This is a genomic window from Kaustia mangrovi, from assembly GCF_015482775.1.
Classification (GTDB): domain Bacteria; phylum Pseudomonadota; class Alphaproteobacteria; order Rhizobiales; family Im1; genus Kaustia; species Kaustia mangrovi.
The window spans coordinates 57,029-81,268 of sequence record NZ_CP058214.1; the positions used below are offsets into that span (position 1 = coordinate 57,029).

The following is a 24,240-nucleotide window of genomic DNA, read 5'->3' on the forward strand; positions in this document are numbered from 1 at the left end:
CAACCCGCACCGCAACGCCGATCTTGGGCTCACACCCTGTTCTGCCTCTGCATCGCTGTTTTCGGAGCGTTCGTGGCATATGAGGGGGCGCAGCTGTCCATTGGCACCCTGACCCGGATCGGACCGGGTTTTTTCCCAACGGGTCTCGGGCTGCTTATCCTTCTCCTCGGTCTGGCGACGGCCTTCGAGACGGAAGACATCGTTTTCGCGCGCAACAGTGTCCGCGCGCTGTTGTGCATTTCACTGGCGATCCTGACATTCGCCGTCACCGTCGAGCGGCTGGGGCTCATCGTTGCGACAGCCGGGGTCGTCCTGCTGACCTCCCTGGCACATGGAAGGCCAACTATCCGGACGGTTTCGGCCGTAACCGCCTTCCTCTCCGTCTTGGGCATTCTGCTCTTCATCACCATGCTCCGGATCCCCTTGAACCCGGTTTTCTGACCCCGACAGTTGCGGCACGAGAATGGGCATCCTCGAAAACATCGCTCTGGGAATCGAGACGGCGTTCACGGTCGATGCGCTGTTGTTCTGCTTCATCGGGGTGTCCGTCGGGACATTTATCGGCGCGCTGCCGGGAATCGGACCGCTGGTCTCGGTGTCCGTCGTTCTTCCGCTCACGTTCGGGCTCGATCCCACGGTCGCGCTCATCATGCTGGCGGGAATCTTCTACGGCGCCCAATATGGCGGCTCCATAACGTCGATATTGTTGAATCTGCCCGGGACCGCGTCGACCGCAGTGACCGCGCTGGACGGCTATCCGATGACCAAGGCCGGCCGTCCGGGCCTGGCCCTGTTCATCAACGCCGTGGCCTCGTTCATCGGCGGTTCGCTGGCGATCCTCTTGATGATGGGGTTCGCTCCGACCCTGTCGCGCATCGCGTTGAGCTTCCATTCCACCGAGTATTTCGCCGTGATGGTCCTGGGATTGATCGCGGCATCGACCCTGTCGGGCGGGTCCACATTGAAGTCCCTGGTCATGGTGACATTCGGCCTGATCCTCGGCCTGGCCGGCATGGATCTCAATTCCGGCGCCATGCGCTACACATTCGGGATCATGGAGCTCACCGACGGCGTCAGCCTGATCGCTGTCGCGATGGGGCTGTTCGGCGTCGCGGAGATCATCAACAAGATGTCCGTCCCGGCGGTTCCCGGGGCGACGGACCGCGTTCGGCACATTCCGCTGCGGTCGATGCTTCCCAGCCGCAAGGAGCTGTCCGCGCTGTGGGCGCCCATTCTGCGCGGCTCGGCCATTGGCGGGCTCATCGGAGCGCTCCCGGGCGCGGGGCCCAGCATCGCGTCCTTCATGGCCTATGCGTGCGAGAAACGGGTCAGCGCGACCCCGGAGCGGTTCGGCAAGGGCGCGGTCGAAGGGGTGGCGGCTCCGGAAGCCGCCAACAATGCGTCCGTTCAGTCAGCCTTCATTCCAACTCTCAGCCTCGGCATTCCAGGAGACGTCGTGATGGCGGTGCTGCTCGGGGCGATGATGATGCATGGCGTGGTCCCCGGACCGCAGTTCATTCCGAACGAACCGGCCATGTTCTGGGGGCTGATCGTCAGCTTCTGGATCGGCAATGTGATGCTGCTGATCCTGAACCTTCCGCTGATCGGGATCTGGACGCGAATTGTTGCGATACCGTCGCGGGTCCTGATGCCGACCATCATGTTTTTCATATGTATGGGGTCGTACAGCATCGCCAACAATGTATTCGATGTCTATGTGACCTTGATATTCGGCGTGATCGGATATCTGTTCATGGTGTTCAGATTTCCTCCCGCGCCGGTGCTCCTCGGGTTCATTCTCGGTCCGCTGATGGAGGAAAACCTGCGCAGGTCCCTGGTTGTCGCGCGTGGCGATCCGCTCGTGTTTCTCGACCGCCCGATCAGCCTGGCGCTTCTTTCCATTTCCGCGCTGCTCATTCTGGTTCCGCTTATCAAATCGATTCGGAACATCCTTGCCGGTTCGAGACGTTCTGCGTGATCGACAGCGTCCACCGGACATATGCCGGTTCGTGACTATGACGCGGGTTTCCGGGGTGATGCCGGATGAGGCGCTAGCCACCCACCGCGGCGAGATTGCGCGGCATCTCCGTGAGGATCTCCAGGCCGTTTTCCGTCATCAGATAGCTGTCGATCCAGCCGCCGCCGGAACCGCCGGGCCAGCCATCGAAGACGTCGTACTGGACCTCGAAGTTGAACACCATGCCGGGCTGCATCGGCGGGTCGTTGGCCGGCTCGAAGGGGTCCGGGCGGTGCCGGTGCACCCAGTCGGGCGGAAACGCGATGCCCAGCGTGTAGCCGCCGATAAACCATTCATATCGCGCGCGGTCGACACCGGAGGCGGCGATGTAGGCGTCGGCGGCCTTCTGCACCGCGCTGAACGGGTCGCCCGGCTTCACGCCCTCCACGATGGCCTGGCTGCAGCCGGCCGAGCGGTCGAACAGGTCGTGCCAGCGCGGGTCGATCTCGCCGACGGCGAAGCTGCGGCTGATATTGGCGTGATAGCGGTGCAGGCTGGCGCCGAAATCGACATGGACGACATCGCCCTCCTTCAGCCGCCGGTGCGTCGCCGGGCTGTGGTGGCAGCCCGAGCGCGGTCCGCTGCCGATCATGGTGCGGATGCCGGGATGGCCGCAGCCGCGCATCATCAGCTCGTGACAGATGACGCCGTCGATCTCGGTCTCCGAGACGCCCGGGCGCATGAAACCCCGCGCAACGGCCATGGCCGCCACGGAGATGTCGGCGGCCTGCCGCATGACGGCGATCTCGCGCGCGCTCTTGTAGAGGCGGACATCCTCGATGAGGTCTGAGTCCTCCACAATCTCGGCCCCTGCCTCCGCGAAGCACCGGCCGATGGCGCGCACATGGTCGGGATGACAGCCATAGCCCCATGTCTGGATCGCCACCCGGCCGCGGCCCCAGCCGCGGGCCAGGATCTTGGCGGCGAGCTCGGTGGCCTGCTCGCCGGCGGGGATGCTGCGCGAATGATAGAGGATATCGACGATCTCGGGTGTGTTGGAGATCAGCACCTTGTGGCTCGTATTGTCGAAGAACACGATGCGGCCGCTCTCGGTATCGAAGTAGAGGCCGATCACAGCGTGGCGATACTGCCAGATATGGTCGTGGCCGGTCAGGTAATGATAGTCGCGCGGCGCGGTCACCAGCATGCCGTCATAGCCTGCGCCCCTCAGCGCCTGGCGCACCCGCTCCCGCCGTTCGGCATATTCCTCAGGCGGAAACGGCTGCTCCCAGTCGATGCGCTCGCGAAGTCCCTGATCCATTGCTCTCCCTCTCAGTCCGGTCGTCGAAAGGCACGAGGGAATCCTTAGAGCGTTTCGGCCTGTCGCGGTACCGGTTTCCCGGCCCGTTGCCCCGCGCATGGCCGGCGGCGGGCGCGCAGGGCCTCTCGCCTAGGTGATCGTGGTCGATCTTCAAGTGAAAACATTTGAAGGGTCGGCCCGGTTGATCGCGAGGTTTGCGCGCATACGTGGTGACCATGAGCCGGCACCGGTGCCGGCCCAGGAACAAAACTCCCCCCAGACTGAAGATGAGAATAGCAGCGAAAGGAGCAAAGCCATGCGTACAGCACTCTTGGCTGCAGGACTGACCCTCGCACTCGCCGCCCCGGCGCTCGCCGACACGCCGGCGGGAACCTACGGGCCGGACGGCGCCTATCCGACCGACCTGGAACAGTCCGCGACGGCGACGCAGGAGACCAACCGCGAGACGACGTCCGACAGGACCCGGATCACACCGGTCTCCAACGACCTGAAGGCGTTCCACGGAGGCCGCGGTCTCGACGACGAACTGGTGAATGACGGCGAGAAGAACCTCTATCGCCCGACATCCCACGTGTCGCGCTGACCGGTAGGCCCTGGATCAGCGGATCTTCAATAGGAATCGATTGAAGGTCCGGAAAGCTGATCGCTTGCAAGGCGTTCTACCCACGGGGTCCGCGAAATGCGGGCTCCGACAATGAGACAGGGGGGCGTGGCCTGCAAGAGGGCCGCGCCCCTTTTTTGCGCCTCGTCCTCAGCGCTTCGATGCGATGTGCAGCGCCAGGGTCGCGGCGGTGGAGACGTTGAGGCTCGCGATCGGGCCGGGCAGGGCGATTCGCGCCACCGTGTCGCAACGCTCCCGGGTCAGCCGCCTGAGACCCTTGCCCTCTGCGCCGAGCACGAGGGCGAGGGGGCCGGGCGGGACGGCCTCCTCGAGCACCGAATCGCCGTCGCTGTCGAGCCCCACGACCGCAAAGCCCCTGTCCTTCAGCTCCGACAGGGCGCGGGCGAGATTGGTCACCTTGATGTAGTGGACATGCTCCAGCCCGCCGCTCGCCGTCTTGGCGACGACGCCCGTGGCAGACGGGCTGTGGCGGGCCGTGGTGATCAGGGCGGTGACGCCGAAGGCCGCACAGACGCGCAGGATCGCGCCGACATTGTGCGGGTCGGTCACCTGGTCGAGCAGTACGAGCAGCCCGTCGCCCGGCAGATCCGCGATATCCGGCTGGGGGAGGGGATCGGCCTCCAGCACCGCGCCCTGATGGACGACGTCGGTCCCGGCAATTCGCTCCAGCGCGCGCGCCTCGACGATCTCCGGCCGGACCCCGCGCCCGGCGATCGGGCCGGCGAACCGGTCGGCGACATTGCGGGTTGCCCACAGGCGCCGGATCCGGCGGGCGGGATTGGCGAGCGCGGCGGCGACCGCATGGCTGCCATAGATCAGTTCCTGTTCGTGGGGGCGGAGGGTCCTTGCGGCCATATGCCTTCTCTTCGACCTGTCTGGCGTTGCTGGGCGGATCGGTCCTTGCGTCCTGTCTCCTGGCGACTTATATCTCGTCGCCCACGATGCGGGCCAGCGGCTTGAGCCGCCAGGATCCGCCTCGGAGGTTTTTCCAGTGTTCGGCGTGATTTACGGTTGACAGCGTGCGTCCTCATCCTCATAAAACGTCACACGATAGCCCGGCGGTTCTGCCCGGGACGGTGGCGTGCGCGCGCAACATACTCACATTGAGATGGAGGGGTGCCCGAGTGGTTAAAGGGGACGGGCTGTAAACCCGTTGGCTTAGCCTACGTTGGTTCGAATCCAACCCCCTCCACCATCTCAATGTGCGTCTGGGGCGCGAAAGGGTTAGAGGTATTTAAGGACACCGGAAGCCGGACATCCCGATAAGGACAGAGTGGCCCAAGGGTGTTGGGCGGTATCGCCGTTGGCCGGCCTGATGGTCGCCATGGGGAGGCCGCCCTGGGGCCGTGCCCGGGACGGATAGGATCGGCCCTTCGGTCAGGCGGGTGTAGCTCAATGGTAGAGCAGCAGCCTTCCAAGCTGACGACGGGGGTTCGATTCCCCTCACCCGCTCCAAGGAACGCGCTTCCGTGGCCTGCTATGGGCGCGGCGTGCGGCATGGACGTGGCCGGGCCGGAAGGCCACGGAGCCGGGACTGGTTTAAAGGGGATTTGAAGCGAGATGGCCAAGGCAAAGTTTGAGCGTTCGAAGCCGCATGCGAACATTGGCACGATTGGTCACGTCGATCATGGCAAGACGACGCTGACGGCTGCGATCACGAAGTTTTTCGGCGAGTACCGTGCGTATGACCAGATCGATGCGGCGCCTGAGGAGAAGGCTCGCGGGATCACGATTGCGACGGCGCATGTTGAGTACGAGACGGAGAACCGTCACTACGCGCATGTGGACTGCCCTGGCCATGCCGACTATGTGAAGAACATGATCACGGGCGCGGCGCAGATGGACGGCGCGATCCTGGTTGTTTCGGCGGCCGACGGTCCGATGCCGCAGACGCGCGAGCACATTCTTCTGGCCCGCCAGGTGGGTGTTCCCGCGATCGTGGTCTATCTGAACAAGTGCGACCAGGTTGACGATCCGGAGCTTCTGGAGCTTGTGGAGATGGAAGTGCGCGAGCTTCTGTCGGCCTACGAGTTCCCGGGCGACGACATTCCGATCATCAAGGGCTCCGCGCTGGTGGCGCTTGAGGACGGCGACAAGACGCTGGGCGAGGACTCGATCCGGTCTTTGATGTCGGCGGTCGACGAGTATGTGCCGACGCCTGAGCGCCCGAAGGACCAGCCGTTCCTGATGCCGATCGAGGATGTGTTCTCGATCTCCGGTCGCGGCACGGTCGTGACGGGGCGTATCGAGCGCGGTGTGGTGAAGGTCGGCGAGGAGGTCGAGATCATCGGCATCCGTCCGACGACGAAGACGACGGTGACGGGCGTCGAGATGTTCCGCAAGCTCTTGGACGAGGGCGAGGCCGGCGACAATGTGGGTTGCCTTCTGCGCGGTATCGACCGTGAGGCTGTTGAGCGTGGCCAGGTTCTGGCGAAGCCCGGCTCTGTGACGCCGCACAAGAAGTTCAAGGCGGAAGCCTACATTCTGACGAAGGAGGAGGGCGGTCGCCACACGCCGTTCTTCACGAACTACCGTCCGCAGTTCTACTTCCGCACGACGGATGTGACGGGCGTTGTGACACTGCCGTCTGGCACGGAAATGGTGATGCCGGGCGACAATGTGGAGATGGAAGTGGAGCTGATCCAGCCGATCGCGATGGAAGAGAAGCTGCGCTTCGCCATCCGCGAAGGCGGCCGGACCGTCGGTGCCGGCGTCGTCGCCGGGATCGTGGAGTAACGGGGCCGGCATCCCGTCGGCGCGCCGCCATCCGTTGTGGGGCTGGAAAGTCTCGCGCGGGAGTGCTAAAGGAGGCGCGCCGTAGTGCCGGGCGTTGAGATGTTCGGGCGATGTGGTCGCCGGACCGGATAGGGGTGTAGCTCAGTTGGTAGAGCAGCGGTCTCCAAAACCGCAGGTCGTGGGTTCGAGTCCCTCCGCCCCTGCCAACCGGATGGATGAGGACGTTGTCGGCCGTCCGCTCGATGACGATATGATGACCGGGCCAGTGTGTCGCCGGCCATGAGTGCAGGCGGCAGGATCGGCAAAGGAAGCATGGCCAAGACGAATCCGTTTCAGTTCGTTCAGCAGGTCCGCGCCGAAATGGCGAAGGTGACCTGGCCGACGCGCAAGGAAACCATGATCACCACCGCCATGGTGATGGTGATGGTGGCGTTCGCCTCGGTTTTCTTTCTGATTGCTGACCAGATCCTGAGCTGGGTCGTCGGCTACATTTTGGGATTCGGTGCCTGAGGGCGGCGGACGTAAGGGATCATGGCGAAGCGCTGGTACATCGTCCACACCTATTCGAACTTCGAGAAGAAGGTCGCAGACTCCATTCGCGAGCAGGCCGTCGCGCTCGGGCTTGAGGATCTCATCGAGGAGATCATGGTGCCGACCGAGGAGGTCGTGGAGGTCCGGCGCGGACGCAAGGTGACCAGCGAGCGGCGCTTCTTTCCGGGCTATGTGCTGGTCAAGATGGACATGACCGACCAAGGCTACCATCTGATCAAGAACACGCCGAAGGTGACGGGTTTCCTCGGCTCCGACAACAAGCCCATTCCGATTTCCGACGCCGAGGCGGAGCGCATCCTGCACCAGGTGCAGGAGGGCGTGGAGCGGCCGCGCCCCTCGATCACCTTCGAGGTGGGCGAGCAGGTGCGCGTTTCCGACGGCCCGTTCGCGTCGTTCAACGGCCATGTGGAAGAGGTGGACGAGGAGCGCGCCCGCCTCAAGGTCGCGGTTTCGATCTTCGGCCGGCCTACGCCGGTCGAGCTCGAATTCGGTCAGGTGGAGAAGCTTTGAGATCGGCCCGCGACTGGCTGTGTCCAGTAGCGGGTAAGCCGATCGTTTCCATGGCGACCCTGACCGGTCAACCGGTGGGAGGTTTCGCGGTTTCAGGCTGCAGCCGGCCGGATCGCTGCCGCACCACCACCCTTCGAAACGGATGCTGGACCGTTCCGGCACGGAGGATCTGAAGAAATGGCGAAGAAGATTGCTGGATATCTCAAGCTCGAGGTGCCGGCGGCACAGGCGACCCCGTCGCCCCCGATCGGCCCCGCGCTCGGTCAGCGCGGCTTGAACATCATGGAGTTCTGCAAGGCGTTCAACGCGGCGTCGCAGAACATGGAGCAGGGTGCGCCTTGTCCGACGGTCATCACGATCTTCCAGGACAAGTCCTTCACCTTCGAGATCAAGACGCCGCCGGCGAGCTATTTCCTCAAGAAGGCGGCCAAGGTGAACAAGGGCTCCAAGGAACCGGGCAGGGCATCCGCCGGCAAGGTGACGATGGCGCAGGTCCGCGAGATCGCCGAGGCGAAGCTCAAGGATCTCAATGCGCGCGATATCGACCAGGCGGCGAAGATCATCGCCGGGTCCGCGCGCTCCATGGGTCTCGAGGTCGCGGAGTAACGGTCATGGCGAAGCTGACGAAGCGTGTGAAGAAGGAACGCGAGGCGCTCGAGCCGGACAAGGCCTATGCACTGGGCGAGGCGCTCGAGCTGATCAAGTCGCTGGCGAGCGGGAAGTTCGACGAGACCGTCGAGATCGCGCTCAATCTCGGCGTCGATCCGCGCCATGCCGACCAGATGGTCCGCGGCGTGTGCCAGCTCCCCAGCGGCTCCGGCCGCACGGTCCGCGTGGGCGTGTTCGCCAAGGGCGACAAGGCCGACGAGGCCAAGGCCGCCGGTGCCGACATCGTCGGTGCGGAGGACCTCGTGGAGAAGGTGCAGAAGGGCGAGATCGATTTCGACCGCTGCATCGCCACGCCCGACATGATGCCGCTGGTCGGCCGTCTCGGCAAGGTGCTCGGCCCCCGTGGCCTGATGCCGAACCCGAAGGTCGGCACGGTGACGCCGGATGTCGCCGGCGCGGTCAAGGCCGCCAAGGGCGGTGCGGTGGAGTTCCGCGTCGAGAAGGCCGGCATCGTCCATGCCGGCGTCGGCAAGGCGAGCTTCGACAAGGAGGCGCTCGAGGCCAATGTCAAGGCGTTCGTCGACGCCGTGGTGAAGGCCAAGCCCTCCGGCGCGAAGGGCTCCTATCTGAAGAAGGTGTCGGTCACCTCCACCATGGGGCCCGGCATCAAGGTCGACCTGGCGAGTGTGACCGGGTAACCTGACGAGTTTCCGCCCGGACGGTGCGGCGCAAGAAGGCGTTCGTATCGGCCGGGTGGTTGGCGGACGAGGCTTGACGACCTATCTGATAGCCTCCGACGTCTTTTGAAGACCTGTCCGAGATTGCAGGCGCGGGATTTGCCCGCTTAATCGCCAGGCCTGCATGAGACGGGGATGACGACCAGATCACCGGGGCTGCCGTCCTTCGGGACGTTCGCCCCTCGATCGGTTTGAACCTCGCTGACGCTTTCGGATGGTTCCGCTCCTTGGAGCGGGCATATCCGGGCGGGACAGGCAGTGAGCGCCGCCGGGTGGCGCCTCGTCTGCCTGATAAAGGCCTCGACGGTGCGTTCCGGCGGCAGAGCGTGAACGTGTCCGCTCCCTTCGGGGATCCAAGGGCACACACGAAGGAGAGAGCAAGTGGACAGAGCCCAGAAAAAAGAGCTCGTCGCAACGCTCAACCAGGCTGTCGACGCCACCGGTGTGATCGTTGTGAGCCACTACCAGGGCCTGACCGTGAGCGAGATGAATACGCTTCGCGCACAGATGGCCGAGGCGGGCGCCACCTTCAAGGTGGCCAAGAACCGCCTGGTGAAGCTTGCTCTTGAGGGCACTTCGGCGGAAGGCATCAAGGACCTCTTCACTGGCCCGACGGCCATTGCGATGTCCGACGATCCCATTGCCGCGCCCAAGGTGTTGACCACATTCGCCAAGCAGCACGACAAGCTCGTCGTTCTGGGCGGCGTGATGGGTTCCACGGTGCTCGACGCGTCGGGGGTGAAGGCTCTGGCCGACCTGCCGTCGCTCGACGAACTCAGGGCCAAGCTTGCCGGCATGATCAATACGCCGGCAACGCGTGTGGCGGGCGTTCTGCAGGCGCCGGCCGGCCAGTTGGCCCGTGTGTTCAACGCCTATGCGACGAAGGACGAGGCCGCCTGACGGCCCGCCCTATCGAGAGCTGGTTCAAATCGATTGAAAGAAGAGTGAAGAAATGGCTGATCTTGAGAAGATTGCAGAGGACCTGTCGAGCCTGACCGTGCTTGAGGCGGCTGAGCTCTCCAAGCTCCTGGAAGAGAAGTGGGGCGTGTCCGCCGCGGCTCCCGTGGCCGTGGCCGGTGCGATGCCCGCAGGTGGCGGCGAGGCCGCGGCTGCCGAGGAACAGGACGAGTTCGACGTCATCCTGACCTCTGCCGGCGACAAGAAGATCAACGTGATCAAGGAAGTGCGTGCGATCACGGGCCTTGGCCTGAAGGAGGCGAAGGACCTGGTCGAGGGCGCGCCGAAGCCGGTCAAGGAAGGCGTGGCGAAGGAAGAGGCCGCCGAGCTGAAGAAGAAGCTCGAAGAGGCCGGCGCCAGCGTCGAGCTGAAATAATCGCGTATGCTCCGCAAGGTCCTGCCTCCGTCCCTCTGCGACGGGGGAAGGGCCTTGCGGGCATCCGCGTCGAAATCGCGAAACGGCTTTCCGCGCAGCCCCGACGGGACTGCGCGGCAAGCCGTTGATTAAGTGCTTATGAGGCGGGCTGCCTATAAAGACCGCACCGACGAAGGAGCCGAGATGTCGCAGACGTTCACCGGGCGCAAGCGGGTTCGCAAGTTTTTCGGTCATATCAAGGAAGTGGCGGAGATGCCGAACCTCATCGAGGTTCAGAAGGAGTCCTACCGCCAGTTCCTGCAGGTGAAGGAGCCTGACGGAGGCCGTGACGAGCTTGGCCTCCAGGCGGTGTTCAAGTCGGTGTTCCCGATCACCGATTTCTCCGGCCAGGCCATGCTCGAATTCGTCCGCTACGAATTCGAGGATCCCAAATACGACACCGATGAGTGCCAACAGCGCGGCATGACGTTTGCCGCGCCGCTGAAGGTCACGCTGCGCCTCATCGTGTTCGAGGTCGACGAGGATACGGGGTCGAAATCGGTCAAGGACATCAAGGAGCAGGATGTCTATATGGGCGACATGCCCTTCATGACCGGGCACGGCACCTTCATCGTGAACGGCACGGAGCGCGTGATCGTCTCACAGATGCACCGCTCGCCGGGCGTGTTCTTCGACCACGACAAGGGCAAGACGCATTCCTCCGGCAAGCTGCTCTTCGCCGCGCGCATCATCCCCTATCGCGGCTCCTGGCTCGACTTCGAGTTCGACGCCAAGGACATCGTGCATGTCAGGATCGACCGGCGCCGCAAGCTGCCGGTGACGACGCTGTTCTACGCGCTGGGCCTCGATGGCGAGGAGATCCTGCACTACTTCTACGACACAGTGACCTACACCCGGTCCGACGACGATTGGCGCACGCCCTTCGACACCGAGCACTATCGCGGTGTGAAGCCGGAGCGCGACCTGATCGACGCCAAGACCGGCGAGGTCGCCGTGGAGGCCGGCCGCAAGATCACGCCGCGCCTTGCGCGCAAGCTGTCGGAGGAGGGGCTCAAGGAGCTCCTGGTCCGCGACGAGGATCTGTTCGGCCGCTTCATCGCCGACGAGATGGTCAATCCCGAGACCGGCGAGATCTATGCGGAGGCCGGCGACGAGCTCACCGGGGAGCTGCTGACCACGCTGCGCGAGGCGGGCTACGAGGAGCTCAGGGTCCTCGACATCGACAATGTCACGGTCGGCCCCTATATCCGCAACACGCTGAAGGCCGACAAGGTCGACAGCTACGAGCAGGCGCTCCTGGAGATCTACCGCGTCATGCGTCCGGGCGAGCCACCGACCCGCGAGACCGCGGAGGCGCTGTTCGAGGGCCTGTTCTCCGATCCGGAGCGTTACGACCTGTCCTCGGTCGGCCGCGTGAAGCTCAATATGCGGCTCGATCTCGAATGCCCCGACACGGTGCGCACGCTGCGCCGCGAGGACATTCTGGCGGTCGTGAAGATGCTCAACGACCTGCGCGACGGCAAGGGCGAGATCGACGATATCGACCATCTTGGCAACCGCCGGGTGCGCTCGGTCGGCGAGCTCATGGAGAATCAGTTCCGCGTCGGCCTGGTGCGCATGGAGCGTGCGATCAAGGAGCGCATGTCGTCGGTCGATATCGACACGGTCATGCCGCACGACCTGATCAACGCCAAGCCCGTGGCCGCGGCGGTTCGCGAGTTCTTCGGCTCCTCGCAGCTCTCCCAGTTCATGGACCAGACGAACCCGCTGTCGGAGGTGACCCACAAGCGGCGCCTGTCGGCGCTCGGCCCGGGCGGCCTCACGCGGGAACGGGCGGGCTTCGAGGTGCGCGACGTGCATCCGACCCATTACGGCCGGATCTGCCCGATCGAGACGCCGGAGGGCCCGAATATCGGCCTCATCAACTCGCTGGCCACCTATGCGCGGGTCAACAAGTACGGCTTCATCGAGTCGCCCTACCGCAAGGTGATCGACGGCAATGTGTCGGGCGAGGTCTCCTATCTCTCCGCGATCGAGGAGGCGAAGTACCACATCGCCCAGGCGAATGTGGAGCTGTCCGACAAGGGCGAGTTCCTCGACGAGCTCGTGACCTGCCGTTTTGCCGGCGACGTGACCATGGTGACGCCGGACCGCGTCGAATATGTCGACGTCTCGCCGAAGCAGCTCGTGTCGGTCGCGGCCGCGCTCATCCCGTTCCTCGAGAACGACGACGCCAACCGCGCGTTGATGGGCTCGAACATGCAGCGTCAGGCCGTGCCGCTGGTGCGCGCCGAGGCGCCGCTCGTCGGGACCGGCATGGAGGCGGTCGTGGCGCGCGATTCCGGTGCCGCGATCTCCGCGCGCCGGTCGGGCGTGGTCGACCAGGTCGACGCCCGCCGCATCGTCATCCGGGCGACGGACGAGACCGATCCGACCAAGTCGGGCGTGGACATCTACACGCTGTTCAAGTTCCAGCGCTCCAACCAGGACACCTGCATCAACCAGCGTCCGCTGGTGCGCATGGGCGACCGGGTGGAGGCGGGCGACATCATCGCCGACGGTCCGTCGACCGATCTCGGCGACCTGGCGCTCGGCCGCAACGTGCTCGTCGCGTTCATGCCCTGGAACGGCTACAACTTCGAGGACTCCATCCTCATCTCCGAGCGCGTGGTGCGTGACGACGTCTTCACCTCCATCCATCTGGAGGAGTTCGAGGTGATGGCCCGCGACACCAAGCTCGGGCCGGAGGAGATCACGCGCGACATCCCGAATGTCGGCGAGGAGACGCTGAAGAACCTCGACGAGGCAGGCATCGTCTATATCGGTGCGGAGGTCAATCCGGGCGACATCCTGGTCGGCAAGATCACGCCGAAGGGCGAGAGCCCGATGACGCCGGAGGAGAAGCTCCTGCGGGCGATCTTCGGCGAGAAGGCCTCGGATGTGCGCGACACCTCGCTGAGGGTGCCGCCGGGCGTGTCGGGCACGATCGTCGAGGTCCGGGTGTTCAATCGCCACGGCATCGACAAGGACGAGCGTGCGCTCGCCATCGAACGCGAGGAGATCGAGCGGCTCGCCAAGGACCGCGACGACGAGATGGCGATCCTCGACCGTAACTCCTACAGCCGGCTGGCCGATTTCCTCGCCGGCAAGGAGGCTGCGGGCGGCCCGAAGGGCTTCAAGGTGGAAGGCAAGATCACCCAGGCGATGCTCGACGAGATGCCGCGCTCGCGCTGGTGGGAGATCGCGCTGTCCAACGAGAAGGCCCTGTCGGAACTGGAGGCCATGCGCCAGCAGTACGAGGAGTCCAAGCAGCGTCTCGAGCAGCGCTTCCTCGACAAGGTGGAGAAGCTGCAGCGCGGCGACGAGCTGCCGCCCGGCGTGATGAAGATGGTCAAGGTGTTCGTCGCGGTGAAGCGCAAGCTGCAGCCGGGCGACAAGATGGCCGGCCGTCACGGCAACAAGGGCGTCATCTCCAAGATCGTGCCGATCGAGGACATGCCGTTCCTGGAGGACGGCACCCATGCCGACATCGTGCTGAACCCGCTCGGCGTGCCGAGCCGCATGAATGTCGGGCAGATCCTCGAAACCCATCTGGGATGGGCGTGTGCGGGCCTTGGCCGGCAGATCGGTGAGCTCGTGGACAATTACCGCGAGAGCGGCGACACGACCGAGCTCAAGAGCAAGCTCCACGCCGTCTACGGGGCCGACGAGACGGTGGCCTCGCTCGACGACAACGAGCTCGTGGAGATGGCGCAGAACCTGCGCAACGGCGTTCCCATGGCGACCCCGGTCTTCGACGGCGCCAAGGAGGAAGACATTGCGGAGATGCTGTCCCAGGCAGGCTTTGCCTCCTCCGGGCAGTCGGTACTCTACGATGGGCGCACGGGCGAGCCGTTCGACCGGCAGGTGACAGTCGGCTATATTTACATGCTGAAGCTGCACCATCTGGTCGACGACAAGATCCATGCCCGGTCCATCGGCCCCTACAGCCTGGTCACCCAGCAGCCGCTCGGCGGCAAGGCCCAGTTCGGCGGCCAGCGCTTCGGCGAGATGGAGGTGTGGGCGCTGGAGGCTTATGGCGCGGCCTACACGCTTCAGGAGATGCTCACCGTCAAGTCGGACGACGTGGCCGGCCGCACGAAGGTCTACGAGGCGATCGTGCGCGGCGACGACACCTTCGAGGCGGGTATTCCGGAGAGCTTCAACGTGCTCGTCAAGGAGATGCGCTCGCTCGGCCTCAATGTCGAGCTGACCGACACCCAGGAGACGTGACAGGGGCCCGGGCGCGGCAGGCTGGATGCCGCGCCCGTGACCGCACCGACCGAGTGACATGAATGCTAGGCGGACTGATGGCGGGTCCGCAAAAGGAGCCTGGACCGATGAATCAAGAGGTCATGAACATCTTCAGCCCGGGTGGGCAGCCGCAGACCTTCGACTCGATCAAGATCTCGGTGGCCTCTCCGGAGAAGATCCTGTCGTGGTCCTTCGGCGAGATCAAGAAGCCCGAGACGATCAACTACCGCACGTTCAAGCCGGAACGCGACGGCCTGTTCTGCGCGCGCATATTCGGGCCCATCAAGGACTATGAGTGCTTGTGCGGCAAGTACAAGCGCATGAAGTACAAGGGCGTCATCTGCGAGAAGTGCGGCGTCGAGGTCACGCTGTCGCGCGTGCGCCGCGAGCGCATGGGCCATATCGAGCTGGCCGCGCCGGTCGCTCACATCTGGTTCCTGAAGTCGTTGCCGAGCCGGATCGGGCTGCTGCTCGACATGACGCTGAAGGAGATCGAGCGGGTTCTCTATTTCGAGAACTATATCGTGCTCGAGCCCGGCCTGACGCCGCTCAAGCCCCGCCAGCTCCTCACCGAGGAGGAGTATCTCGCCTATCAGGACGAGTATGGCGAGGACGCCTTTACCGCGTCGATCGGCGCTGAGGCCGTGCGCGAGCTCCTCAGAGAGATCGATCTGGAGAAGCTCCGGGACGATCTGCGCCAGGAGATCGCGGAATCGACGTCCGACCTGAAGCCGAAGAAGCTCGCCAAGCGGCTGAAGATCGTCGAGGCTTTCATCGTGTCGGGCAATCGCCCGGAATGGATGATCCTCACCGTCGTGCCGGTCATCCCGCCGGAGCTGCGCCCGCTGGTGCCGCTCGACGGCGGCCGGTTCGCGACGTCCGACCTCAACGATCTCTATCGCCGCGTCATCAACCGCAACAACCGTCTGAAGCGGCTGATCGAGCTGAAGGCGCCGGACATCATCATCCGCAACGAAAAGCGGATGCTGCAGGAGGCCGTGGACGCGCTGTTCGACAACGGGCGGCGCGGGCGCGTGCTCACGGGCGCCAACAAGCGGCCCCTGAAGTCGCTGTCCGACATGCTCAAGGGCAAGCAGGGCCGGTTCCGCCAGAACCTGCTCGGCAAGCGCGTCGACTATTCCGGCCGGTCGGTCATCGTGGTCGGCCCGGAGATGAAGCTGCATCAGTGCGGCCTGCCGAAGAAGATGGCGCTGGAGCTGTTCAAGCCGTTCATCTATTCCAGGCTCGACGCCAAGGGGCTGTCCTCCACGGTCAAGCAGTCCAAGAAGCTGGTGGAGAAGGAGAAGCCGGAGGTCTGGGACATCCTGGACGAGGTGATCCGCGAGCATCCGGTCATGCTGAACCGGGCGCCGACGCTTCACCGCCTTGGCATCCAGGCCTTCGAGCCGGTGCTGATCGAGGGCAAGGCGATCCAGCTTCATCCGCTGGTCTGCGCGGCCTTCAACGCCGACTTCGACGGCGACCAGATGGCGGTCCACGTGCCGCTGTCGCTGGAGGCCCAGCTCGAGGCCCGCGTGCTGATGATGTCGACCAACAACATCCTGCACCCGGCCAACGGCACCCCGATCATCGTGCCGTCCCAGGACATCGTCCTCGGGCTCTACTATCTGTCGCACATGCGCCAGAACGAGCCGGGCGAGGGCATGGTCTTCGGCACCATGCGCGAGATCGAGCATGCGCTCAATGCCGGCGCGGTGACGCTGCACTCCAAGATCAAGGCGCGCTATACGGGCGTCGATGCGGACGGCAACGAGTTCACCAAGGTCTACGAGACCTCGCCGGGGCGCATGAAGATCGCGGAGCTGCTGCCGAGGCGGCCCGGCATCGGGATCGACCTCGTCAACCGGTCTTTGACCAAGCGCGAGATCTCCAAGATGATCGACGCCGTCTACCGCCATTGCGGCCAGAAGGAGACGGTCATCTTTTGCGACCAGGTCATGGCGCTCGGCTTCAGCCACGCCTTCAAGGCCGGCATCTCCTTCGGCAAGGACGACATGGTCATTCCCGAGGCCAAGGAGAACCTGGTCGAGGAAACCCGCCAGCTCGTCAAGGACTACGAGCAGCAGTATGTCGACGGCCTGATCACGCAGGGCGAGAAGTACAACAAGGTGGTCGACGCCTGGGCGAAGTGCACCGACAAGGTGGCCGACGAGATGATGGCCAAGATCTCCGCGGTGGAGACGGAGGACGAGACGGGCCGCGAGAAGCCCATCAACTCCATCTACATGATGGCCCATTCCGGCGCCCGCGGCTCCCCGGCCCAGATGAAGCAGCTCTCCGGCATGCGCGGCCTGATGGCGCGTCCGGACGGCTCGATCATCGAGACGCCGATCATCTCCAACTTCAAGGAGGGCCTGTCGGTCCTGGAGTACTTCAACTCCACCCATGGTGCCCGTAAGGGGCTTGCCGACACCGCGCTCAAGACGGCGAACTCGGGCTATCTGACCCGCCGTTTGGTCGATGTCGCGCAGGATTCCATCGTCACCGAGGTCGATTGCGGGACGGAGGCGAGCATCAAGTGCGCCCCGCTCGTCGATGCGGGCGAGGTGGTGGTGTCGCTCGGCCAGCGTGCCCTCGGCCGCACCGCGGCGGAGGATGTCGTCGATCCCACGACCGGCGACGTCATCGTCAAGGCGGGCGAGGAGATGATGGAGGAGCATGTCGAGAAGATCGAGGCTGCGGGGCTCCAGGAGCTGCGCATCCGCTCGGTCCTCACCTGCGACACCAAGTTCGGCGTGTGCGCCAAGTGCTACGGGCGCGATCTCGCCCGCGGCACGCCGGTCAATATCGGCGAGGCGGTCGGCGTCATCGCGGCGCAGTCCATCGGCGAGCCGGGCACCCAGCTCACCATGCGCACCTTCCATATCGGCGGCACGGCGCAGGTTCTGGACCAGTCCTTCGTGGAATCGGCCCAGGACGGCATCGTGGAGCTCAGGAACAAGAACGTGGTGCGCGACTCCTCCGGCAAGCTCGTCGTGATGGGCCGCAACATGACCATCGCCATCGTGGACGACAAGGGCAACGAACGGGCCGTTCACAAGGTGATCTACGGCACCAAGCTCCATATCGACCAGGGCGACAAGGTCAAGCGCGGCACGCGTCTGGCGGAATGGGATCCCTATACCCGTCCGATCCTGACCGAGGTCGCCGGCAAGATCGACTTCGAGGATGTCGTCGACGGCGTGTCGGTGAAGGAGGTTGCCGACGAGGCGACCGGCATCACCAGCCGCGTGGTCATGGACTGGCGCGGTGCCCCGCGCGGCAGCGAACTCAGGCCGGCCATTGTCATCCGCGACAAGGATGGCAACATCGCCAAGCTGCAGCGCGGCGGCGAGGCGCGTTACCTCCTGTCGGTGGATGCCGTCCTGTCGGTGGAGCCCGGCGCGGAGGTCAATCCGGGCGACGTGGTCGCGCGTATCCCGACGGAAAGCGCCAAGACGCGCGACATCACCGGCGGTCTGCCGCGGGTGGCGGAGCTGTTCGAGGCGCGCCGTCCGAAGGATCACGCCATCATCGCCGAAGTCACGGGTCTCGTGGAGTTCGGGCGCGACTACAAGAACAAGCGCCGCATCCGCATCGTTCCCGACGATGGCGGCGATCCGGTCGAGTACCTCATCCCGAAGGGCAAGCATCTGCCCGTTCAGGAGGGTGACCGGATCGAGAAGGGCGAATACCTGATGGACGGCAACCCGGCGCCGCACGACATCCTGGCGATCAAGGGCGTTGAGGAGCTCGCGAGCTATCTCATCAACGAGATCCAGGAGGTCTACCGGCTCCAGGGCGTGACCATCAACGACAAGCACATCGAGGTGATCGTCCGCCAGATGCTGCAGAAGGTCGAGGTCGAGCACCCCGGCGACAGCCTGCTGCTTCAGGGCGAGCAGATCGACCGGATCGAACTCGACGAGATCAACGAGGCGCTCGAGGCGGAAGGCAAGCGGACGGCGACGGCCCATCCGGTGCTGCTCGGCATCACCAAGGCCAGCCTGCAGACCCGCAGCTTCATCTCCGCGGCCTCCTTCCAGGAGACCACGCGCGTCCTCACCGAGGCCGCCGTCTCCGGCAAGGTGGATATGCTGGAGGGCCTGAAGGAGAACGTGATCGTCGGCCGCCTCGTTCCGGCCGGGACGGGCAGGGCGCTGTCCTCCTACAAGCAGGTCTCCGACAAGCGCGACCAGCTCATCCTCGACGAACGCCAGAAGGAGGCCGAGCTGGAAACGGCGGAAGCCGCCCCGGCATTGCCCGACGCGGCATCTTCGGAGACCGCGGAGGAGAATGCCGGAGCCTCGAACGACTAGACCGACGCCCAAGCCGGGCGGTGCCGCCCGGTTGCGGACAGTCCGGGCGAATCGGCCGTCCCGACCCTCAGGTCGGGGCGGCCTTTTCTTATGCGCCGCGAATCTTCCGGTGCGAATCTGCAATTGACCCTCTTGGCATCCCGGCGCGCGGCGCTATATTGGAGCGGCGAGGGGCTTACTGCCCTTGCAGGAGTGTCGTTCAGGCCCTTTCAGCGACCGCTGATCGCTCCGAACCGCGCCAATGCCCGGCAAACGGGGCGCGAGACGGGCGATTTTCCGCTGTGAAGGGGTTGACGGCATATGCGCGCGAAAGTATGTTGCGCGCACTTTCGGCGGCAGGCCGTAGGCAATTGTTTGCTTAAACGCTGCCTGGAAGTAAGCGGCTAAAACGCGGAACACGACCTCTTGGCGTAACGCTCTTGCGGTCCTCTGGTACGTAGCGCTGCGGATCGGGAAGGCCCGATCACGTCGGTGCTTTTGTTTATGCGTAAGGCGGTTGCCACGATGGTGGCTGTCCGACGTGCCGCATAGTGTCATTTGTGGTTTGACGAGCGATAAGGGCCCGAGGGCGCATGCCGACGATCAATCAGCTCATCCGCAAGCCGCGCAAGGCGCCGGTGAAGCGGAACAAAGTCCCGGCGATGGAGGCTTGCCCGCAGAAGCGGGGCGTGTGCACGCGCGTCTATACGACGACGCCGAAGAAGCCGAACTCCGCGCTGCGTAAGGTGGCCAAGATTCGCCTCACGAACGGTTACGAGGTCATCGGATACATCCCGGGCGAGGGCCACAATCTGCAGGAGCACTCTGTGGTCATGATCCGCGGCGGCCGTGTGAAGGACCTGCCGGGTGTGCGCTATCACATCCTGCGCGGCGTGCTCGACACCCAGGGCGTGAATGCCCGCCGTCAGCGCCGTTCGAAATACGGCGCCAAGCGGCCCAAGTAACGGAATATCACTCTGGCGTCCGGCCCCTCGCGGCCGGACGTGGCTTTGAAGAGAAGCTGGTCAAGGATCGACGAAGATGTCACGGCGTCACCGCGCGGAAAAACGCGAGATCAACCCGGATCCGAAGTTCGGGGATCTGGTCCTGTCGAAGTTCATGAATAACCTCATGCGTGACGGCAAGAAGTCGGCCGCGGAGCGGATCATCTATGGCGCCTTCGATCAGATCGAGGCCAAGGCCAAGCAGGACCCGCTGGCTGTGTTCCATCAGGCGCTTGACAATGTCAGCCCCGCGATCGAGGTGCGCTCGCGCCGTGTGGGCGGTGCGACCTATCAGGTGCCGGTCGAAGTGCGCCACGAGCGCCGTCAGGCGCTGGCGATCCGCTGGATCATCACCGCGGCGCGTGGGCGCAACGAGAATACGATGGTCGACCGGCTGTCCGGCGAGCTGCTCGATGCCGCGAACAATCGCGGCACGGCCGTGAAGAAGCGTGAGGACACGCATCGCATGGCCGAGGCCAACCGCGCCTTCTCCCATTATCGCTGGTAAGCCAAGTTTCGGAGAGCCACCATGGCCCGCACGCACAAGATCGAGGATTACCGCAATTTCGGCATCATGGCCCACATCGATGCCGGCAAGACGACGACGACCGAGCGGGTCCTCTTCTACTCCGGAAAGAGCCACAAGATCGGCGAGGTGCACGATGGCGCCGCGACGATGGACTGGATGGAGCAGGAGCAGGAGCGCGGCATCACGATCACGTCCGCTGCCACGACCTGCTTCTGGAAGGACAAGCGGCTGAACATCATCGACACGCCCGGCCATGTCGACTTCACCATCGAGGTGGAGCGCTCGCTGCGTGTGCTCGACGGTGCGGTGGCGCTGCTCGACGCCAATGCCGGCGTTGAGCCGCAGACGGAGACGGTGTGGCGCCAGGCGGATCACTACGAAGTGCCGCGCATGATCTTCGTCAACAAGATGGACAAGCTCGGCGCGGACTTCTTCAACTGCCTCGACATGATCGAGAAGCGCCTCGGCGCGACCCCCATCGTGCTCCAGCTGCCGATCGGCGCGGAGAGCGAGTTCGTGGGTCTCATCGATCTCATCAAGATGCAGGCCATCATCTGGAAGGACGAGACGCTGGGCGCGGAGTTCGAGTATCGCGAGATCCCGGCGGAGCTCCAGGATCAGGCGGTCGAGTATCGCGAGAAGATGATCGAGCGCGCCGTCGAGATCGACGAGGAGGCCATGGAGGCCTACCTGGAGGGTAACGAGCCCGACGAAGCCACGCTGAAGGCGCTGATCCGCAAGGGCACCTGCGACGTGACCTTCTTCCCGATCCTGTGCGGTTCGGCCTTCAAGAACAAGGGCGTTCAGCCGCTGCTGGACGCTGTCGTCGACTTCCTGCCCAGCCCGGTCGACATCGCGTCGATCCGCGGCATCGAGGTGAAGACCGGCGAGCCGACCAAGCGCAAGGCGAGCGACAGCGAGCCGCTGTCCATGCTGGCCTTCAAGATCATGAACGATCCCTTTGTGGGCTCGCTGACCTTCTGCCGCATCTATTCGGGCAAGCTGGAGGCGGGCTCCCAGGTGCTCAACACGGTGAAGGAAAAGCGCGAGCGCATCGGCCGCATGCTGCAGATGCACTCCAATCACCGCGAGGAGATCAAGGAAGCCTATGCCGGCGACATCGTCGCCCTGGCCGGGCTGAAGGACACCACGACCGGCGATACGCTGTGCGATGCCAACCATCCGGTGATCCTGGAGCGCATGGAGTTCCCGGAGCCTGTGATCGAGATCGCGATTGAGCCGAACACCAAGTCGGACCAGGAGAAGATGGCCATGGCCTTGAACCGGCTGGCGCAGGAGGATCCGTCCTTCCGCGTCAAGACGGACGAGGAATCCGGTCAGACCATCATCGCCGGCATGGGCGAGCTCCATCTCGACATTCTGGTCGACCGCATGAAGCGCGAGTTCAAGGTCGAGGCCAAGATCGGCGCGCCGCAGGTGGCCTATCGCGAGACGATCTCGCAGGCCGCCCAGGTGGACTACACCCACAAGAAGCAGACCGGCGGTTCGGGCCAGTTTGCGCGGGTCAAGCTCGAGATCGAGCCGATCGAGCAGGGCGAGGGCTTCCAGTTCGAGTCCAAGATCGTCGGCGGCTCCGTGCCGAAGGAATACGTCCCCGGCGTGGAGAAGGGCATCAAGAGCGTCGTGGAGACGGGCGTTCTGGCCGGCTTCCCGATGCTGGATCTCAAGGCGACCCTGGTCGACGGCGCCTATCACGAGGTGGACTCCAGTGTCATGGCCTTCGAGATCGCGTCGCGCGCGGCGTTCCGCGAGGCCTGCCAGAAGGCTGGCGCGAAGCTGCTGGAACCGGTGATGCGGGTCGAGGTCGTGACGCCCGAGGAGTATATGGGCGACGTGATCGGCGACCTGAACAGCCGCCGCGGGCAGATCCAGGGCACCGAGACGCGTGGCGTCGCCACGGTGATCTCGGCCATGGTGCCGCTCGCCAATATGTTCGGCTACGTGAATAACCTGCGGTCCCTCTCGCAGGGGCGCGCGCAGTACACCATGCAGTTCGACCACTATTCGGATGTCCCGAAGGCGGTCTCGGACGAGGTGATTGCGAAATACGCGTGATTTGTGGGGAGAACGGCATGGGCCGGCGGTGTGGCCTGCTCGCCGGCTGTGGAATAGCGGTTTCCGGATGGAAGCCAAGTAACCTGCTCATGGAGAGTTGAGAATGGCCAAGGCAAAGTTTGAGCGTTCGAAGCCGCATGCGAACATTGGCACGATTGGTCACGTCGATCATGGCAAGACGACGCTGACGGCTGCGATCACGAAGTTTTTCGGCGAGTACCGTGCGTATGACCAGATCGATGCGGCGCCTGAGGAGAAGGCTCGCGGGATCACGATTGCGACGGCGCATGTTGAGTACGAGACGGAGAACCGTCACTACGCGCATGTGGACTGCCCTGGCCATGCCGACTATGTGAAGAACATGATCACGGGCGCGGCGCAGATGGACGGCGCGATCCTGGTTGTTTCGGCGGCCGACGGTCCGATGCCGCAGACGCGCGAGCACATTCTTCTGGCCCGCCAGGTGGGTGTTCCCGCGATCGTGGTCTATCTGAACAAGTGCGACCAGGTGGACGATCCGGAGCTTCTGGAGCTTGTGGAGATGGAAGTGCGCGAGCTTCTGTCGGCCTACGAGTTCCCGGGCGACGACATTCCGATCATCAAGGGCTCCGCTCTGGTGGCGCTCGAGGATGGCGACAAGACGCTGGGCGAGGACTCGATCCGGTCTTTGATGGCGGCGGTCGACGAGTATGTGCCGACGCCGGAGCGTCCGAAGGACCAGCCGTTCCTGATGCCGATCGAGGATGTGTTCTCGATCTCCGGTCGCGGCACGGTCGTGACGGGGCGTATCGAGCGCGGTGTGGTGAAGGTCGGCGAGGAGGTCGAGATCATCGGCATCCGTCCGACGACGAAGACGACGGTGACGGGCGTCGAGATGTTCCGCAAGCTCTTGGACGAGGGCGAGGCCGGCGACAATGTGGGTTGCCTGCTGCGCGGTATCGACCGTGAGGCAGTTGAGCGTGGCCAGGTTCTGGCGAAGCCCGGGTCTGTGACGCCGCACAAGAAGTTCAAGGCGGAAGCCTACATTCTGACGAAGGAGGAGGGCGGTCGCCACACGCCGTTCTTCACGAACTACCGTCCGCAGTTCTACTTCCGCACGACGGATGTGACGGGCGTTGTGACACTGCCGTCTGGCACGGAAATGGTTATGCCTGGCGACAATGTCGAGATGGAAGTGGAACTGATCCAGCCGATCGCGATGGAAGAGAAGCTGCGCTTCGCCATCCGCGAAGGCGGCCGGACCGTCGGTGCCGGCGTCGTCGCCGGGATCGTGGAGTAACCATTTTTGAAACCGGGCGCGTCCTTCCCCGGAAGGGGGCGCCCGCTTCCCGCGGGTTGATATTATGCAAAGGCAAAATATCCGCATTCGGCTCAAAGCGTTCGACCATCGAATTCTCGATACGTCGACGCGGGAGATCGTGAACACGGCCAAGCGCACTGGCGCCCAGGTCCGTGGGCCGGTCCCCCTGCCGACACGGATCGAACGGTTCACCGTGAACCGTTCGCCCCATATCGACAAGAAGTCGCGCGAGCAGTTCGAAATCCGGACGCACAAGCGGCTGTTGGACATCGTCGATCCCACGCCTCAGACGGTCGATGCTTTGATGAAGCTCGATCTGGCAGCGGGTGTCGACGTGGAGATCAAGCTCTGAGCCGGGCGGAA

At 64.3% G+C, this 24,240-nt stretch carries 19 protein-coding genes and 3 tRNA genes; 20 read left to right on the plus strand and 2 right to left on the minus strand.

Annotation, left to right across the window (positions count from 1 at the left end):
- The first annotated feature begins 72 nt into the window (after positions 1-72).
- The gene (locus tag HW532_RS00330) at positions 73-441 is read left to right on the plus strand and encodes a tripartite tricarboxylate transporter TctB family protein (RefSeq protein ID WP_213162538.1); all 369 of its coding nucleotides are present in this window, start codon (positions 73-75) and stop codon (positions 439-441) included.
- Between the two features lie 22 nt (positions 442-463).
- Entirely contained in the window at positions 464-1,978 is a 1,515-nt protein-coding gene (locus tag HW532_RS00335; protein ID WP_213162539.1) for a tripartite tricarboxylate transporter permease, read from the plus strand.
- A 73-nt stretch (positions 1,979-2,051) separates the two neighbouring features.
- Here HW532_RS00335 and HW532_RS00340 read toward each other — a convergent pair whose 3' ends face one another.
- Positions 2,052-3,278: a M24 family metallopeptidase gene (locus tag HW532_RS00340; RefSeq protein WP_213162540.1), complete on the minus strand. Its 1,227-nt coding sequence runs from the start codon at positions 3,276-3,278 to the stop codon at positions 2,052-2,054.
- A gap of 295 nt (positions 3,279-3,573) precedes the next feature.
- On the opposite strand from HW532_RS00340, the gene HW532_RS00345 reads away from it, so the two are divergent.
- A complete protein-coding gene (locus tag HW532_RS00345) occupies positions 3,574-3,861 on the plus strand; it encodes a hypothetical protein (RefSeq protein WP_213162541.1) in 288 nt (95 codons plus the stop codon).
- Positions 3,862-4,029: 168 nt separating this feature from the next.
- On the opposite strand, the gene rlmB is transcribed toward HW532_RS00345, so the two are convergent.
- Positions 4,030-4,755, minus strand: a complete 726-nt coding sequence (gene rlmB, locus HW532_RS00350; protein WP_213162542.1) for a 23S rRNA (guanosine(2251)-2'-O)-methyltransferase RlmB — start codon at positions 4,753-4,755, stop codon at positions 4,030-4,032.
- A gap of 255 nt (positions 4,756-5,010) precedes the next feature.
- Here rlmB and HW532_RS00355 point away from each other — a divergent pair.
- The 17 genes from HW532_RS00355 (at position 5,011) to rpsJ (ending at position 24,229) form a co-directional block, all read left to right on the plus strand.
- Positions 5,011-5,095: transfer RNA gene (locus tag HW532_RS00355), tRNA-Tyr, on the plus strand.
- Positions 5,096-5,281: 186 nt separating this feature from the next.
- Positions 5,282-5,355: transfer RNA gene (locus HW532_RS00360), tRNA-Gly, on the plus strand.
- A 105-nt stretch (positions 5,356-5,460) separates the two neighbouring features.
- Positions 5,461-6,636 (plus strand): elongation factor Tu, encoded by a 1,176-nt coding sequence (tuf, locus tag HW532_RS00365; protein ID WP_213162543.1) that lies wholly within the window; start codon positions 5,461-5,463, stop codon positions 6,634-6,636.
- 130 nt (positions 6,637-6,766) lie between these two features.
- Positions 6,767-6,842 (plus strand) — tRNA-Trp (locus HW532_RS00370).
- Between the two features lie 106 nt (positions 6,843-6,948).
- The gene (gene secE, locus HW532_RS00375; RefSeq protein ID WP_213162544.1) at positions 6,949-7,146 is read left to right on the plus strand and encodes a preprotein translocase subunit SecE; all 198 of its coding nucleotides are present in this window, start codon (positions 6,949-6,951) and stop codon (positions 7,144-7,146) included.
- A gap of 21 nt (positions 7,147-7,167) precedes the next feature.
- Entirely contained in the window at positions 7,168-7,698 is a 531-nt protein-coding gene (gene nusG / locus HW532_RS00380) for a transcription termination/antitermination protein NusG (RefSeq protein ID WP_213162545.1), read from the plus strand.
- Between the two features lie 177 nt (positions 7,699-7,875).
- Positions 7,876-8,304 (plus strand): 50S ribosomal protein L11, encoded by a 429-nt coding sequence (gene rplK / locus HW532_RS00385; RefSeq protein ID WP_213162546.1) that lies wholly within the window; start codon positions 7,876-7,878, stop codon positions 8,302-8,304.
- Between the two features lie 5 nt (positions 8,305-8,309).
- Positions 8,310-9,005, plus strand: coding sequence for a 50S ribosomal protein L1 (gene rplA, locus HW532_RS00390; RefSeq protein WP_213162547.1), 696 nt, complete (start codon positions 8,310-8,312; stop codon positions 9,003-9,005).
- 420 nt (positions 9,006-9,425) lie between these two features.
- A complete protein-coding gene (gene rplJ / locus HW532_RS00395; RefSeq protein WP_213162548.1) occupies positions 9,426-9,944 on the plus strand; it encodes a 50S ribosomal protein L10 in 519 nt (172 codons plus the stop codon).
- Between the two features lie 52 nt (positions 9,945-9,996).
- On the plus strand, positions 9,997-10,377 hold the full coding sequence (gene rplL / locus HW532_RS00400; RefSeq protein ID WP_213162549.1) for a 50S ribosomal protein L7/L12: 381 nt from the start codon (positions 9,997-9,999) through the stop codon (positions 10,375-10,377).
- A gap of 183 nt (positions 10,378-10,560) precedes the next feature.
- Positions 10,561-14,649, plus strand: a complete 4,089-nt coding sequence (rpoB, locus tag HW532_RS00405; RefSeq protein ID WP_213162550.1) for a DNA-directed RNA polymerase subunit beta — start codon at positions 10,561-10,563, stop codon at positions 14,647-14,649.
- Positions 14,650-14,756: 107 nt separating this feature from the next.
- Positions 14,757-18,989, plus strand: a complete 4,233-nt coding sequence (gene rpoC, locus HW532_RS00410; protein WP_213162551.1) for a DNA-directed RNA polymerase subunit beta' — start codon at positions 14,757-14,759, stop codon at positions 18,987-18,989.
- Positions 18,990-19,561: 572 nt separating this feature from the next.
- Entirely contained in the window at positions 19,562-19,933 is a 372-nt protein-coding gene (gene rpsL / locus HW532_RS00415) for a 30S ribosomal protein S12 (protein ID WP_213162552.1), read from the plus strand.
- A gap of 76 nt (positions 19,934-20,009) precedes the next feature.
- The gene (gene rpsG, locus HW532_RS00420; RefSeq protein WP_213162553.1) at positions 20,010-20,480 is read left to right on the plus strand and encodes a 30S ribosomal protein S7; all 471 of its coding nucleotides are present in this window, start codon (positions 20,010-20,012) and stop codon (positions 20,478-20,480) included.
- Positions 20,481-20,501: 21 nt separating this feature from the next.
- Positions 20,502-22,577 (plus strand): elongation factor G, encoded by a 2,076-nt coding sequence (fusA, locus tag HW532_RS00425; protein WP_213162554.1) that lies wholly within the window; start codon positions 20,502-20,504, stop codon positions 22,575-22,577.
- Positions 22,578-22,680: 103 nt separating this feature from the next.
- Positions 22,681-23,856, plus strand: coding sequence for an elongation factor Tu (tuf, locus tag HW532_RS00430; protein ID WP_213162555.1), 1,176 nt, complete (start codon positions 22,681-22,683; stop codon positions 23,854-23,856).
- Between the two features lie 64 nt (positions 23,857-23,920).
- Positions 23,921-24,229, plus strand: coding sequence for a 30S ribosomal protein S10 (gene rpsJ / locus HW532_RS00435; protein WP_213162556.1), 309 nt, complete (start codon positions 23,921-23,923; stop codon positions 24,227-24,229).
- Positions 24,230-24,240: the final 11 nt, after the last annotated feature.

Coding starts and splice junctions, on each gene's coding strand:
- secE (WP_213162544.1), top strand. CDS start 6,949: ATGGCCAAGACGAATCCGTTTCAGTTCGTTCAGCAGGTCCGCGCCGAA.
- rplK (WP_213162546.1), top strand. CDS start 7,876: ATGGCGAAGAAGATTGCTGGATATCTCAAGCTCGAGGTGCCGGCGGCA.
- rpsL (WP_213162552.1), top strand. CDS start 19,562: ATGCCGACGATCAATCAGCTCATCCGCAAGCCGCGCAAGGCGCCGGTG.
- HW532_RS00345 (WP_213162541.1), top strand. CDS start 3,574: ATGCGTACAGCACTCTTGGCTGCAGGACTGACCCTCGCACTCGCCGCC.
- rpsG (WP_213162553.1), top strand. CDS start 20,010: ATGTCACGGCGTCACCGCGCGGAAAAACGCGAGATCAACCCGGATCCG.
- rpoB (WP_213162550.1), top strand. CDS start 10,561: ATGTCGCAGACGTTCACCGGGCGCAAGCGGGTTCGCAAGTTTTTCGGT.
- nusG (WP_213162545.1), top strand. CDS start 7,168: ATGGCGAAGCGCTGGTACATCGTCCACACCTATTCGAACTTCGAGAAG.
- rplA (WP_213162547.1), top strand. CDS start 8,310: ATGGCGAAGCTGACGAAGCGTGTGAAGAAGGAACGCGAGGCGCTCGAG.
- rpsJ (WP_213162556.1), top strand. CDS start 23,921: ATGCAAAGGCAAAATATCCGCATTCGGCTCAAAGCGTTCGACCATCGA.
- fusA (WP_213162554.1), top strand. CDS start 20,502: ATGGCCCGCACGCACAAGATCGAGGATTACCGCAATTTCGGCATCATG.
- HW532_RS00340 (WP_213162540.1), bottom strand. CDS start 3,278: ATGGATCAGGGACTTCGCGAGCGCATCGACTGGGAGCAGCCGTTTCCG.
- rplL (WP_213162549.1), top strand. CDS start 9,997: ATGGCTGATCTTGAGAAGATTGCAGAGGACCTGTCGAGCCTGACCGTG.
- HW532_RS00335 (WP_213162539.1), top strand. CDS start 464: ATGGGCATCCTCGAAAACATCGCTCTGGGAATCGAGACGGCGTTCACG.
- rlmB (WP_213162542.1), bottom strand. CDS start 4,755: ATGGCCGCAAGGACCCTCCGCCCCCACGAACAGGAACTGATCTATGGC.
- tuf (WP_213162555.1), top strand. CDS start 22,681: ATGGCCAAGGCAAAGTTTGAGCGTTCGAAGCCGCATGCGAACATTGGC.
- tuf (WP_213162543.1), top strand. CDS start 5,461: ATGGCCAAGGCAAAGTTTGAGCGTTCGAAGCCGCATGCGAACATTGGC.
- rpoC (WP_213162551.1), top strand. CDS start 14,757: ATGAATCAAGAGGTCATGAACATCTTCAGCCCGGGTGGGCAGCCGCAG.